10 protein-coding genes are annotated in these 13,395 nt (G+C 46.2%); 7 read left to right on the top strand and 3 right to left on the bottom strand.

Annotation, left to right across the window (positions count from 1 at the left end; genetic code table 11):
- Positions 1-180: 180 nt before the first annotated feature.
- The 3 genes from QT984_RS22850 to QT984_RS22840 form a co-directional block, all read right to left on the bottom strand.
- Complete coding sequence (locus QT984_RS22850) at positions 181-1,413, bottom strand: AAA family ATPase (protein ID WP_333055313.1); 1,233 nt, start codon at positions 1,411-1,413, stop codon at positions 181-183.
- A 439-nt stretch (positions 1,414-1,852) separates the two neighbouring features.
- Positions 1,853-4,675, bottom strand: coding sequence for a cation-transporting P-type ATPase (locus tag QT984_RS22845; RefSeq protein ID WP_333375025.1), 2,823 nt, complete (start codon positions 4,673-4,675; stop codon positions 1,853-1,855).
- Positions 4,676-5,429: 754 nt separating this feature from the next.
- Entirely contained in the window at positions 5,430-5,669 is a 240-nt protein-coding gene (locus tag QT984_RS22840) for a hypothetical protein (RefSeq protein ID WP_333055310.1), read from the bottom strand.
- A gap of 286 nt (positions 5,670-5,955) precedes the next feature.
- Here QT984_RS22840 and QT984_RS22835 point away from each other — a divergent pair, with 286 nt between their 5' ends.
- The 7 genes from QT984_RS22835 (at position 5,956) to QT984_RS22805 (ending at position 13,275) form a co-directional block, all read left to right on the top strand.
- Complete coding sequence (locus tag QT984_RS22835; RefSeq protein ID WP_333037001.1) at positions 5,956-6,474, top strand: phycocyanin subunit beta; 519 nt, start codon at positions 5,956-5,958, stop codon at positions 6,472-6,474.
- Positions 6,475-6,576: 102 nt separating this feature from the next.
- On the top strand, positions 6,577-7,065 hold the full coding sequence (cpcA, locus tag QT984_RS22830) for a phycocyanin subunit alpha (RefSeq protein ID WP_006631256.1): 489 nt from the start codon (positions 6,577-6,579) through the stop codon (positions 7,063-7,065).
- Between the two features lie 148 nt (positions 7,066-7,213).
- Positions 7,214-8,029: a phycobilisome linker polypeptide gene (locus QT984_RS22825; RefSeq protein ID WP_333055309.1), complete on the top strand. Its 816-nt coding sequence runs from the start codon at positions 7,214-7,216 to the stop codon at positions 8,027-8,029.
- A 193-nt stretch (positions 8,030-8,222) separates the two neighbouring features.
- The gene (locus tag QT984_RS22820; protein ID WP_333055308.1) at positions 8,223-9,092 is read left to right on the top strand and encodes a phycobilisome linker polypeptide; all 870 of its coding nucleotides are present in this window, start codon (positions 8,223-8,225) and stop codon (positions 9,090-9,092) included.
- A gap of 172 nt (positions 9,093-9,264) precedes the next feature.
- Complete coding sequence (locus QT984_RS22815) at positions 9,265-9,537, top strand: phycobilisome linker polypeptide (protein WP_333055307.1); 273 nt, start codon at positions 9,265-9,267, stop codon at positions 9,535-9,537.
- Between the two features lie 237 nt (positions 9,538-9,774).
- Positions 9,775-10,614, top strand: coding sequence for a HEAT repeat domain-containing protein (locus QT984_RS22810; protein ID WP_333375023.1), 840 nt, complete (start codon positions 9,775-9,777; stop codon positions 10,612-10,614).
- Between the two features lie 672 nt (positions 10,615-11,286).
- Positions 11,287-13,275 (top strand): hypothetical protein, encoded by a 1,989-nt coding sequence (locus QT984_RS22805; RefSeq protein ID WP_333055305.1) that lies wholly within the window; start codon positions 11,287-11,289, stop codon positions 13,273-13,275.
- The last annotated feature ends 120 nt before the right edge of the window (positions 13,276-13,395 follow it).

Genomic DNA, 13,395 nt, shown 5'->3' with positions numbered 1-13,395 from the left:
GAAGCCCAGTGTCTTTAGACCTGGGTCGTTGACAAGGTTTACAAAAATGGAAGCGAAAGCGGTAATCAAAATTAACCTTTATCCTATCTCGAATTGAGGTAATAATGCCACTTTCTACTTTTTTTTGTTCTCATACCATGAAACAGAAAATTTGTCAATCTAAAATCTAAAATCTAAAATCTAAAATCGATTGATTTGTCCGGCAACGACGGAGAGAATTTGGGTTTGTCGCAGCCACTGAGCATCAAAAGCGCCTAGGTGAGTTGTAGTAATCAGAGTTTGAAATCGTTCTTGAATTGTTTCTAAAAGTTGATTTTGGCGACTCAGATCGAGTTCTGCAAGTACGTCGTCGAGCAACAGTAAAGGCGCTTCGCCGACGACTTCTTCAATAAGCTGCAGTTCGGCTAATTTTAATGCTAATACCAGAGTTCGCTGCTGACCTTGGGATGCGTATTGACGAGCTGGGGTATTGTTAATGGTAAATGTAATGTCGTCGCGGTGGGGGCCGACTAAAGTGGTTCCTTGAAACTGTTCTGCGATCGCCCTTTTTTGAATTTTCTCTAAAAATGCTTGCCGCACTCCTTCGAGATTGTCTTTAGCGATAAATTCTGAACTTACTTCAATATTAGCATCGTATTTCACATCTAAAACTTCTGCTGAACCGCTAATTGAACGGTGCCAATTTCGAGCTAAAGGCATCAAACGCTCCAAAATTCGATCGCGCCTGCGGATAACGCGAGCGCCCGCTGTCGCCAACTGCGCGTCCCACAAAGCTAATTCTGAACTGGGAATGGGGAATTGGGAATTGGGAATTGGTAAGTCTTCTGTATTTTCTGGTTCGGGACTTTCGGGTGCAATAAATCGCATCTTGTCAAAACTGTCGGAAAATTCCGCTTTCCTGATTTCTTTAGAACGTTTCAACAGAGCGTTTCGCTGGCGCAAAATTTGGTTGTACTGCTGCAAAATGTGAGCGTAAATCGGTTCTAACTGGATGACTAGGCGATCGATCCAATTACGCCTTCCTTCGGGCCCGCCCCGCACTAAGTCCAAATCCAAACAAGAAAATTGCACTACATTTAAGACGCTCAAAAAGTCTAAATGGCGGCGCAGCGGTTCACCGTTGAGCTTCAGTGTCCGACGCGCCCCTGAGCGAAGAGTTAAAGCTAAGTCGATCGCTCCGGTTTGACGTTCGAGTGTAGCATCAATTTGCCCGATCGGCTTTGAGTCGAGTATTAAATCGCGATCGCGCCCTACCCGGTGGCTTTTTAGTGTAGAAAGCAACTCTACCGCTTCTAATAAGTTAGATTTTCCTTGAGCGTTATTTCCTACTAAAATTGTTTTGGGAGCGTCAAACGCTACCTTTTGATCGAAGTAGTTCCGAAACTGCCGTAGGTGCAGCGTTTTCAAATACATAATATTAGTAATTGGTAATCGATAATTGGTAATCGGTAATTGGTAATTGTAATACAGTCATCGTAGGGCGAACATTAAGGGTTGGTAGCCGTGAGCCTTTACGATGGCGATTTTCGCCGAACGTTGCATTCGTAATGACATTATAACGAACTAATAAATGTTTAATTGTGACACAATCTATTTAGTTTTCGTAGCAATGACTTTCGCTGTGAGCCAGGGGTTTCAACCCTGGCGGATCTTCTTGAAAATAAGCTGTTACACATTTAAACCAATAACGATAGAGGTAGGGTGCGTCATCCGCGAACACTGGCGGGATATGGGAAATACTTATGTACGATCCGCACCCTACTATCCTCTTTTAAATGCCCAACAGCTTAGTACCCAATCGAGCGCTCTAGCTAATAATCAAACTTAGCTCACTATCCGTCAGCCGTTAACACTATTTCCTAGATTTGTTGTAAAAGCGCACAAACAGTTTTTCCATTTCAATCCAGACAAACATCAGAGCGCTGAAACCGAAGCAAACTAGCAATTCAAAAGGCGACAAATAGTGAGTGCCGAAAAATGCTCTCAGTGGCGGAACATAAATCAGCATTAATTGCAAAGCAGTAGTAACAATCACAGCTCCCCAAACAAAAATATTAGTCAAGGGATTTAACTCGATAGTTAGCTGAGTGTTAGACCGAATTGCGATCGCGTGACCCATTTGTGCCAAACAAAGAGTTGTAAACACCATTGTTTTCCAAGCATCTGGATTGCCGTGTCCGGGAGAGTGAGTATATCCGTAAGCCCAGGACATCATTGCGATCGTCAAAATTGCAAAAATAATCCCGATCCGAATCATGTAAGAACCCAAACCCCGCGCAAAAATACTTTCTCGCGGACTGAAAGGAGGCCTTTTCATCACGTTCGGTTCCCCCGGTTCCACCGCCAAAGCCAAAGCGGGAACGCCGTCTGTTACTAAGTTCATCCACAAAATTTGCAGCGGCGTCAGCGGCACTCCTCCCAAACCCATTAAAGGTGCGGCCGCAATTGTCAAAACTTCGCCGATGTTGCTGCCCAAAATGTATTTAATAAAGCGGCGAATATTGCTATAAACCACTCGCCCTTCTTCAGCGGCGGCGACAATAGTTGCGAAGTTGTCGTCGAGGAGCACCATATCGCTAGCTTCTTTGCTGACATCGGTGCCGGTAATCCCCATGGCGATGCCGATATCGGCTTGTTTCAAGGCGGGGGCGTCGTTAACGCCGTCGCCGGTCATGGCGACAAATTTGCCCCAACTTTGCAAAGCTTGGACAATCCGCAATTTGTGTTCTGGGGAGACGCGGGCGTAAACGCTAACCTGTTCGACTTGCTGTTTGAGTTCTTCTTGGCTGAGCTTTTCTAATTCTTGACCGGTGAGAACTCGATCGCCCTCTGTTGCAATACCTAAATCGTAGGCGATGGCTTTTGCAGTCAACTGGTGGTCTCCTGTAATCATCACCACCCGAATGCCAGCATTGCGGCACTTAACCACAGCTTCCCGCACTTCCGGCCGCGGGGCGTCCAGCATACTGACGAGTCCCAGCCAAATCATGTCTTGTTCGCTAATTTCCTCAGAACCTTCGGGCGGCAGGCTTTCCCAGAGTTTGTACGCAAACCCGAGGACTCGCAAACCGCCGCTTGCCATGTTGTTGTTTTCGACGAGGATGCGATCGCGCATTTCCTGGGTTAAAGGTTGTACTCGATCGCCGACTATAATGCCTTTGCAGCGCTCCAAAGTCAACTCTGGAGAACCTTTGGTCAGCATCAAATAATTCGACTGCTGTCCTTTTTCTGCGGGAAATCCCGAATGTCCCGATCTGCCGGGCACTTCACAAATCACGCTCATCCGCTTGCGTTCGGAAGAAAAAGGAAATTCCGCCGTCCGCGGCAGCAATTGAGACTGTTTTTCCTTATAAATGCCTGCTTTTCCGGCTACACAAAGCAGAGCTCCTTCTGTGGGGTCGCCTAAAATCTGCCATTCTTGTTTTTCTTGTTGCAATACTGCGTCGTTGCAAACTGCACAGGCAATTAATAAAGATTCGAGTTCTGGATATTCCTCTAAATTATTAATTTTGGCCGATGTCAGGCGATCGGTAAAATCTCCGATCGGGGCATAGCCATCCCCTGCGACGGCGACAGTGCAGTCGCCCGTAGACACTAGCTGAACTACCATTTTATTTTGAGTCAGAGTACCTGTTTTGTCAGAACAAATGGTAGTTACCGAACCCAAAGTTTCTACCGCAGGGAGTTTGCGAATCAGGGCGTTTCGCTTCACCATCCGCCTAGTTCCGAGTGCCAGAGTAACTGTCACGACTGCTGCGAGTCCTTCGGGAACCACAGCCACAGCCATGCTTAGAGAAACTTCTAACAACTCTTCAAACCTGCTGGTATCGAACCCGATGCCGCCGTTTTGGAAGGTAATCATGCCGCCGATGACGACAATTGCGACTAAGGTTAGGGCACCGGAGACTAGAACATTTCCTAACTGGCTCATCCGCTGTTGCAGGGGAGTCGGTTCGGTTTCTACTGACTGAAGCATGGTGGCAATTTTGCCCAGTTCAGTTTTCATTCCGGTGTTGGTGACGATCGCCTTTGCTCGTCCCTGAACAACTTCTGTGCCCTGAAAAATCAGGTTGAGTCGATCGCCCAAGGAAGCATCTTCTGGAAGTTCTAGATCGGCTTGCTTGGTTACTGCTAGGGCTTCTCCTGTCAAAGCAGATTCTCTGACTTGCAGATTTGATGTTTCGATCAAGCGTGCGTCTGCTGCTATTTTTACCCCAGCCTCCAACAGCATTACGTCTCCGGGTACGAGTTCCTTGGCGGCTATTTCCGAAGTTTTGCCGTCCCGCAGGACTCTGACTAGGGGGGAAGCGAGGTTTTTGAGGGCTGCGAGGGCTTTTTCAGCACTTTGCTCTTGGAAATAGCCGAGAATGCCGTTGAGTATGACGATCGCAAAAATGGCGATCGCATCTTTGGGAAAAGTATTCGACCTGATGTCCAAAAAACCCGAAATCACGGCCACACCCATCAGCATCAACAACATGATGTTGGTGAACTGATCGACAAAAATCGACCACGGACTGCGGCCTCCTGTTTCTTCGAGTTCGTTGGGGCCGTATTGCTGCAAGCGTTCTGACACCTGTTTGCTGCTCAAGCCAGCGTCTTTGTTGCTGCTTAGCTGCTGGAGAGTTTGGTCAATTGCTACGGTGTGCCAAGAAGAGGGAGAATTTGAAGACATAAATTACGATCGAGCATGGGGGATAAAGGTGGTTGCGGCCGGACAGCTACAGCCGATCCATCTGGCTGATTACAGAGAGAGAGAGTTTTGAGTTCTGAATAAAAAACTGTTTAACTTGCTACTCGTTTTGGGCGCTTCGATGCCGGGGAAGCAAAAAGCTTTTAACTTCAATGCGTCTGGTGGCTCGATCGCGCCGTTTGTAGACCTACGGCTGTTTTCGTATAGTAAACGAATTCTTGTAAACTCTTAGAAGATAGCGGTAGACATTGGCAGTATGTAATAGGATAGGCTACCGTTTAAAACCAGCGCCGAAGCATCGGACTAAGCGAAAAAGTTTCGTAGTAAGCGTAACGGCTCAGCCCCCAAAAACGTAACGCATTGAATAGCGCTTTCAATATTTTGTTGAAAGCTTTGAGAGATACCTCCCTATTAGGGATCGCTAAAAGCGATGCCCGATCTGCCATACACAGTATATCGAGGCGCAATCCTGGATTTACCGGGTTAAATGTATCTGATAGCACCTATCCACCTTACTACTAAAAATTAGCAATTTCTTCGGCTTTTACCCAATGCCCAACGGCTGAGTTTAGTCTTCAAATGGTGATATTTCCGGCAAAAGCTGAGGCTCTGGCGAGGGGCTTCACAATCTTGGGGATTTTTCCCACACCGAATTTTGCAGGCCTCCTGACATTGGGCAGAATTTTTGCTTTTTTCCCTATTCCCCCAGCCTTCTATTACCAAAACTTTAATTTACTTAACACTTCTTAACAATCCCGCTTTTCCACAGAAAGCTAACAAAGGCGATCGGCCCACGGGACGGTTCCTGGCAGTTGCACCCCCACAGCAGGGCGATCGAAGCAAACTCTGCGTTTATTGTTGTCTTCTCGCATCTACCCTCAGAAGGAGATTTGCCCGTACTTTCCCCCCCGATATTTACCTTCTTAGAGAGATAAGTTTCTGTAATAATTTGTAATAAACAAACGCAGGCGAGCATTGTATAAAGATTATCAGAGGGTTGAAACGACAGGCCAAAGTTAACAAAAACCCTGATTGACAAGGTTTGTCGCATCTCATAAAAGGTGTAAAATTTTCTAAGGTTTCTTAAACCTCCGTTGCAATGTAACAATAGTGCAGGTAGCGGAAAGGGAGAGATCGATGGGACCAGCAGATTAGCTGGCATCAAATTTCAACCCTTGCAGGCACTCGTAGCCTGAACAAATTTAACTTAACGGTTTTATACCGCAACCAAACTCAATTAACTCAAATAGGAGAGTTCTTTCATGTTTGACGCATTTACAAAAGTGGTTTCCCAATCTGACGCTCGGGGCGAATTTCTAGCTCAGGGTCAACTAGATGCTCTCAGCAGCATGGTTTCCGACGCCAACAAGCGGATTGATGCAGTAAACCGCATCACCGGCAACGCATCCAGCATCGTAGCCAATGCAGCTCGCACCCTGTTCGCTGAACAGCCTCAACTGATCGCTCCTGGTGGCAATGCGTACACCAACCGCCGCATGGCAGCTTGCTTGCGCGATATGGAAATCATTTTGCGCTACGTCACCTATGCAACATTTGCAGGCGACGCCAGCGTTTTGGACGACCGCTGCTTGAACGGTCTGCGTGAAACATACCAAGCTCTGGGAGTTCCCGGTGGCTCAGTTGCAGCCGGCGTGCAAAAAATGAAGGAAGCAGCAATCGCGATCGCTAACGACCCCAACGGCGTTACCCGTGGTGATTGCAGCTCGCTGATGTCTGAAATCGGCAGCTACTTCGACCGCGCTGCCAATGCAGTCGGCTAAAAATAGCCCAGCGAACCTTTCTTGTAAAGAAGCGAGCATCGCATTTTTGCAAACAATCATTTTTGTACAAAAACAACACAACATTAGGGAGAAACCAGAACAATGAAAACCCCTTTGACTGAAGCAGTAACCGCAGCCGATTCTCAAGGCCGTTTCCTGAGCAGCACTGAACTGCAAGTCGCCTTCGGCCGTTTCCGCCAAGCAGCAGCAGGTTTGGAAGCAGCCAAAGCTTTGACCGCCAACTCTCAGCGCTTGATCGACGGTGCAGCTCAAGCTGTGTACAACAAATTCCCGTACACACAACAAATGCAAGGCCCTAACTACGCTTCTACCCCAACCGGTAAAGCCAAGTGCTCTCGCGACATCGGCTACTACCTGCGGATGGTAACCTACTGCTTAGTTGCAGGCGGCACCGGTCCGATGGACGAGTACCTGATTGCAGGTGTTGACGAAATCAACCGGACATTTGAATTGTCTCCTAGCTGGTACGTTGAAGCTCTCAAGTACATCAAAGGCAACCACGGTCTGAGTGGCGACGCTGCAACTGAAGCGAATTCCTACATCGACTACGCAATCAACGCTCTGAGCTAGATTTGCGTGATGCCCGGAATTGTAAGCTGCTGTTAGCTTAAGTGTTAGCGGTTGTTTAGAATTCCGGGCATCTGCGATCTAAGCCTAGTTTTGCAAATACTTTTTTAAGCAGTTTTCAGTTTTTAAAGCAAAAAAGGGAGAAGCGAAGATGGCGGGATTAGGTGCAGCAGAACGGTTGGGAATAAAAGCATTTGAAGAAGCGGGACGAGTAGAACTGCGCCCCCACTGGACGCAAGACGATGCGAAAGCAGTAATTCGCGCTGCTTACAGCCAAGTTTTCGGCAACGAGTATTTAATGTCGAGCGAACGACTTACCAGTGCTGAATCTCTGCTGATGCAAGGGCAGATTTCAGTGAAAGATTTTGTGCGGTCAATTGCACATTCCGAAACTTATCGGAAAAAGTTTTTTTATCCGAACTCGCAAACGCGGTTAATTGAGCTTAATTACAAGCATTTGTTGGGTCGCGCTCCTTACGACGAGTCGGAAATTGCTTTCCACGTTGATTTGTACAATGCAGAAGGCTACGAAGCTGAAATCAATTCTTACATTGACTCAGTTGAGTATGAAGAAAATTTTGGCGACAGTATAGTGCCTTACTATCGCGGTTTCGCGACTCAAAGAGGTCAAAAAACCGTCGGTTTTAACCGGATGTTTCAATTGTACCGGGGTTTTGCTTCTAGCGATCGCTCGCAAAACCAAACCCAAGCCCGCCTGACTTGGGAAGTAGCGAGAAATATGGCTTCGCCGATACACACAGCCTCCACCGGAAAAGCCCTTGGCGGGACTTCCGGCGGTTCTCGCGGCCAACTCTACCGAGTCACTGCAATGCAAGGTGCGGCTAAGTTTTCCCCTCAAGTGCGCCGGACAACTACGGAATATCTCGTGCCTTACGAGCAACTTTCGAGCCGCTTGCAGCAAATCAACAAATGTGGTGGCAAAGTGGTAAGTATTACCACAGCTTAAAGTTTGTGTATTGACGTTTTTTTGAAACGTCTTTAGCAAATTAGGACTAAGGCTAAAAAATTCTTCAATTTTATGTGGATATGTAAGGTGTGCAGTGTACACCCTACTTTGAGGCATATTATCCTTAGTCCTAAAAATTTCAAGTGCAACCAAGCATTAAACTTTTGTCATTAATAATTTAGGAGAAAATCTGGTGGCGATTACGACAGCAGCGTCCAGACTGGGAACATCCGCATTGAGCGATGCGCCGAAGGTAGAACTGCGCCCAAACTACACCAAAGACGACGTTGAAACTGTGATTCGTGCGGTTTACCGTCAGGTACTGGGCAACGACTATTTAATGAAATCCGAGCGACTTACAAGTTCCGAGTCTTTGCTGCGGGACGGAAGTTTGACGGTACGAGAATTTGTACGCGCTGTAGCTAAGTCAGAACTGTACAAAACCAAGTTTTTCTACAACAGCTTCCAAACTCGGACGATCGAACTAAACTACAAACACTTGCTCGGTCGCGCTCCCTACGACGAATCTGAAGTAGTTGAGCACTTAGATTTGTACCAAACACAAGGCTACGACGCTGATATTGATTCTTACATCGATTCAGTAGAGTATCAAGAAAACTTCGGCGAAAGTATCGTCCCTTACTACCGCGGCTTTAACACCCAGCGCGGTCAAAAAACCGTTGGTTTTACCCGGATGTTCCGGTTGTATCGCGGCTATGCAAACAGCGATACATCTCAACTAGAAGGCAATAACTCTCGCTTAGCTGTCGAACTCGGCACTAACAGCGCTACGGCTGTAGTTGGGCCTTCTGGCGGTAACGAAGGTTGGGCATATCGGCCTTCCGCCAGAAACGTAACTCCCGCCAGCACTTTCGGCGGTGCGGCAGCTTACGGCAAAGAAGGGCGGCTGGTGCGCGTGGAAGTTTCGGGCATTCGCACGGGCGGATATCCCAGCGTGCGCCGCAGCAGCAAGGCTTTCATCGTACCTGTTGAGGAGTTGTCCTCGCAAATGCAGAAATTTCAACGCATGGGCGCGAAAATCGCCAGCATTACTCCAATTTAGTTGTTAGTCATCAGTCATTAGTCATTAGATAATTAGTTTCTGCGTAAGGTGCGAGGTGCACGGAAACCTACATAATTAGGTTCTGCGTAAATTCTGAACTAGAGACTAAGGACTAAGGACTAAGGACTAAGGACTAAGGACTACTGACCAATTACCAATTACCAAGAAGCTTATGTTGGGTCAAATTGTAGCTGGAAAAAGTGGCAATACAGCTTCGGCTAGTCGCTGCTTTCGGTATGAAGTTGTCGGCTTGCGCCAAAGCGATGAAACAGATAATGTGGATTATTCGATTCGATCGAGCGCGAGTACATTTATCACTGTGCCTTACAATCGGATGAATCAAGAAATGCAGCGGATTACTCGCATGGGCGGGAAAATTGTCAGCATTCATCCTTTAAACGCGGGTGCAGAATCATCCCATGAATCATCCCACGATCACCAATAGTTTGGTTGCAGGGGCGATGAAAATCGCTCCGACACAAGCTAGAAGGGGCGATGAAAATCGCTCCTAGACAAACTTTCGTCCACTCCAAGCGGACTAAGAGTTAATGTAACCCGCCCCGGCGGGTTTTGTCTGTTTAGTAGCGATTTTAATCGGCCAGTTTCCCTAACCCTTGCAGGTTTTTTCTGGATAGCAGCCATTTCAAGAGCCGAATAACTAATAACTAATAACTAATAACTAATGACTATGAATTATTACGAATCCGACTCACCGCCGGCGGGTGTAGCTGAGGGCGAGTCTTTAACTGTTGAACAGGCGATCGCAAATTTGCACTCCCAAGATTACAGTCTCCGGTATTATGCTGCTTGGTGGGTGGGCAGATTTCGAGTCAAGGAACCGGCAGCTATTGCAGCTTTAATTGCCGCATTGGAAGAAGAGTCAGAACAAACGAAAATCGGCGACTATTCCCTATTGCGAAATGCGGCGCGGGCCCTGGGTAAATTGGGCGACAAACAAGCCTTACCTGCCCTGATTCGCTGTTTGGAATGCGCCGATTATTACGTGCGGGAAGCGGCGGCTCAAGCTCTAGAAATGCTGGGAGATCGCGATTCTATTGAGCCGCTAATGAAGCTATTGGATGGGGGCGTAGCTGTGGCTGTGCGAGTGCCAGGAAAATCGCACCTCGTGCAACCTTACGACTCGGTAATTGAAGCTTTGGGAACCCTGCAAGCGACAGAAGCAATACCGCTAATTTCACCTTTTTTAGAACATTCTGTGGAGCGGGTGCAGTACGCTGCGGCGCGGGCGATGTATCAGTTAACTGGTGAGCGGGTGTACGGAGAGCGGTTGGTAAGTGCTTTGAATGGGGATAATTTGCAGTTGAGGCGATCGGCTTTGATGGACTTGGGGGCGATCGGCTATTTGCCGGGAGCGCAAGCTATTTCGGAAACTTTAGCAGAAAATAGCCTGAAATTGATAGCGCTCAAAGGAGTTTTGGAGCATCACCTCAATCAACAAGAATCACTATCTTTGTCAGATGAAGCTATCCAAGTTATGGATTTAATGGATAGTTTACTGTGAACAAACCAGGCGTTCAACGGAGTACCGTTAGTACGCAGGCTTCGTATTTCCTTTTTTGCAAAGGCTTTTTATAGTGAGGTAGTTCCACCCCCACTGACTAATACAGTACCAGAGTATTTCCAGATTATCAATGGGTATAAAGAAATAATTGTCGGCTTCCGTCCGCGACATCCGACGCTTCTGGACATCCCTGCGGTAATTTATTCGGGGTACTTCGCGCAGCGCTCAGATGTGTCCCCTCTAAATATACCGAGGGACTTCCTGGCTGGTAGTTAAAAAATTAGTTCACAAATGAAATAGGATTGCTGTAGAGATTCTCAATTGTCGGCCGTAAATTCAGGAGACAGCACATTTCAGGACACAGCGCCGTGCTGTTTCCCTACCGCATATCTGTATTTCATGGAGTTGAGAACTATTTTATCGGTTTGATCCGGGTGAATATATGACCGATTATTTGATGGAATGAGGGAGGGGGCTTTAGGTACTAATTATTATAAATTTCAGTGAAAATACTGAGGTTTGTAGCTGTAGTTGGTGAAACCGAACTGTTAAAATAATATTACCATCTGGATGAGTTTTCAGTTAAAAAAGTTTGGGTTTTGACTGCGGGCGATCGCGGAATGCTGGGAGATGGTTGTGTAGCGGCTAGAAGTATAAATCGGGGGATTCATTATGAGCAACGATCCTTTTGAAGTCAATGTGCAACATTTTGCAGCGCTGAAGTCCAAGTATCAAGCAACAAAATATGAAGATTCATCTCCTTCTAGTCTACTATATCTCATCCTGCGAAAAGCTGATTTAGAATTTGAAATTACCGACTTCGAGCGGAATTGGTTACTAAACCAAGAGCTTTTGGAAACAAGAGAAGCTATCGAGCAAGAGCCACTACGTAAGGCTAAAGAACGAAGAACACTAGAGGCTGAATTTTATAAACTCAAGTCTAAGTTTAAAGTAACCACAGGGCTAAGCATATCCAGTCCTTTGTATTTTATCCTTTGGAAACTTGATTCAGAAAATCAGCTAACTGACTTGGAAGTTAAATATCTGCAAAAACAGGGGCTTACTCAAACAGTTACTATCGTTCAAGAGATGGCGCGATTTGCTGCACTAAAGGCTAAGTACCGAGCAACTGAATATCCAAATTGTTCACTTGATAGCCCCTTGTATCAAATCCTCAAGCAACTGGATGCACGAGAAATATTAAGTGATGTAGAGGCTAACTGGCTGTTCAATAACCAACTGGTTGATACTCTAGAAATTTTTTGGCAACAAAAAGCTGTACGGGAAGCTAAGTTTGCCCAACTCAAGGATAAGTACAAAGCTAGTGAATACCCAGAAACATCTGTATCAAGTCCGTTGTATCCCATCCTGAAAAATCTTGAGGCAGATCGGCAGTTGAGCGAGTCAGAACTTAACTGGCTAGAAGAGCATCAACTTAGCGAAACGCTTAGCATTGTTTTGGAGATTGAACAGAAACGACACTTTGCTGAACTGAAAGTTAAGTATAAAGCTACTACTTATGAGGATTCATCGCTCTCTAGCCATCTGTATAAAGTTCTCAAGAAAATTGATTTAGACAATCCGCTAGGTGAGCAGGATATTAACTTTCTGAAAAAGCGTAAACTGACCGAGACAATTACTCTGGCGCTTGACAAATATGCTGCTAGTCTCAAGTCCAAAATTCAATCTGGAGAGCCGTTGAGTGAGGCTGATTTTGATTGGGTGAAACAGAATGGACGTGATGATGTAATTACTTTTGCCCAAGACAAATATGCTGCTAGTCTGAAATCCAAAATCCAATCGGGAGAGCATTTAAGTGAGGCTGATATTGATTGGCTAAAACAGAATGGATATGAAGACGTAATTACTTTTGCCCAAGAAAAGGAATTTGCTGCTCTGAAGTCTAAGTATGATGTCTCGAACTATAAAGATAAGACACCTTCTAGTCCGTTATACGTAATTCTGCAAAAACTGGATAAAGGAGAGCGACTGGAACCAACAGATGTTGCTTGGCTTGAGGAGAATAAAATTGAAGCATCTCAACCCAGCTATAGCTATTATGGGTGGCAGGAAGAACGCCGATATCAAGGGCAGAGACTGTTCTCTGGCAAGATTTTTACAGGTTACCACAAAATCGAAGCACTTTTTTATGAACAGCAGTACAAAGGCACTGGAAATAAATGGAACTTGGCTAATGCCAGCAGTCATTGGCGGAAGGCAGAGCAACCGAGAAGTGCATTGAACCTGACAGAAAATCTGGACTTAGACAAAATTAAAGAAAATAAGCTCAAGTCCGCTTTGCTAACAACTAGGGGCGGTGCTTTTCGAGATATTAATAAACTAGATGATACCGAAAAATGTGCGCTAAAAGCTATTGAGTATCAGCCTCAGAGTCATCATCCTTACACTTTGATGGGAGCTATTTGTTTTGAGCGGGGTCAATTTTTAGAGGGTGAGCGTTGGTTTAATGAGGCAATTAAACGCGGTGCTTCACCCAGAGATCAGGATGCGGAAATGAAGCGGGTTGTCAAAAATGCTAAAAATGGGAAGCGTCGGGAAGTTGTGGAATATCTGCTGAAAAAAGATCCGCAGCGCTATGCTTGGGCTAAGGCTTATCGGAAGCGCGAAGGCGGTGAGGATGCACAGCGCAAGAATTCCTAGCGCGGGTATCGAGTCGAGTTTTTTGCGGATTCGACTCTTTAACTAAGGATCGCGAATTAAATAACTTACAATTTTAATTGTTATTGTGGGATGGGCGTCCCGCCCGTCCTTTTTGGACGG

Source organism: Microcoleus sp. Z1_B2, assembly GCF_036700325.1.
In the GTDB taxonomy this organism is placed as follows: Bacteria; Cyanobacteriota; Cyanobacteriia; order Cyanobacteriales; family Microcoleaceae; genus Microcoleus.
The sequence above is the reverse complement of the archived record's forward strand: the minus strand, read 5'-3'. Positions and strand labels throughout refer to the sequence as shown.

Coding starts and splice junctions, on each gene's coding strand:
- QT984_RS22850 (WP_333055313.1), bottom strand. CDS start 1,413: ATGTATTTGAAAACGCTGCACCTACGGCAGTTTCGGAACTACTTCGAT.
- QT984_RS22845 (WP_333375025.1), bottom strand. CDS start 4,675: ATGTCTTCAAATTCTCCCTCTTCTTGGCACACCGTAGCAATTGACCAA.
- QT984_RS22840 (WP_333055310.1), bottom strand. CDS start 5,669: ATGCTCGCCTGCGTTTGTTTATTACAAATTATTACAGAAACTTATCTC.
- QT984_RS22835 (WP_333037001.1), top strand. CDS start 5,956: ATGTTTGACGCATTTACAAAAGTGGTTTCCCAATCTGACGCTCGGGGC.
- cpcA (WP_006631256.1), top strand. CDS start 6,577: ATGAAAACCCCTTTGACTGAAGCAGTAACCGCAGCCGATTCTCAAGGC.
- QT984_RS22825 (WP_333055309.1), top strand. CDS start 7,214: ATGGCGGGATTAGGTGCAGCAGAACGGTTGGGAATAAAAGCATTTGAA.
- QT984_RS22815 (WP_333055307.1), top strand. CDS start 9,265: ATGTTGGGTCAAATTGTAGCTGGAAAAAGTGGCAATACAGCTTCGGCT.
- QT984_RS22810 (WP_333375023.1), top strand. CDS start 9,775: ATGACTATGAATTATTACGAATCCGACTCACCGCCGGCGGGTGTAGCT.
- QT984_RS22805 (WP_333055305.1), top strand. CDS start 11,287: ATGAGCAACGATCCTTTTGAAGTCAATGTGCAACATTTTGCAGCGCTG.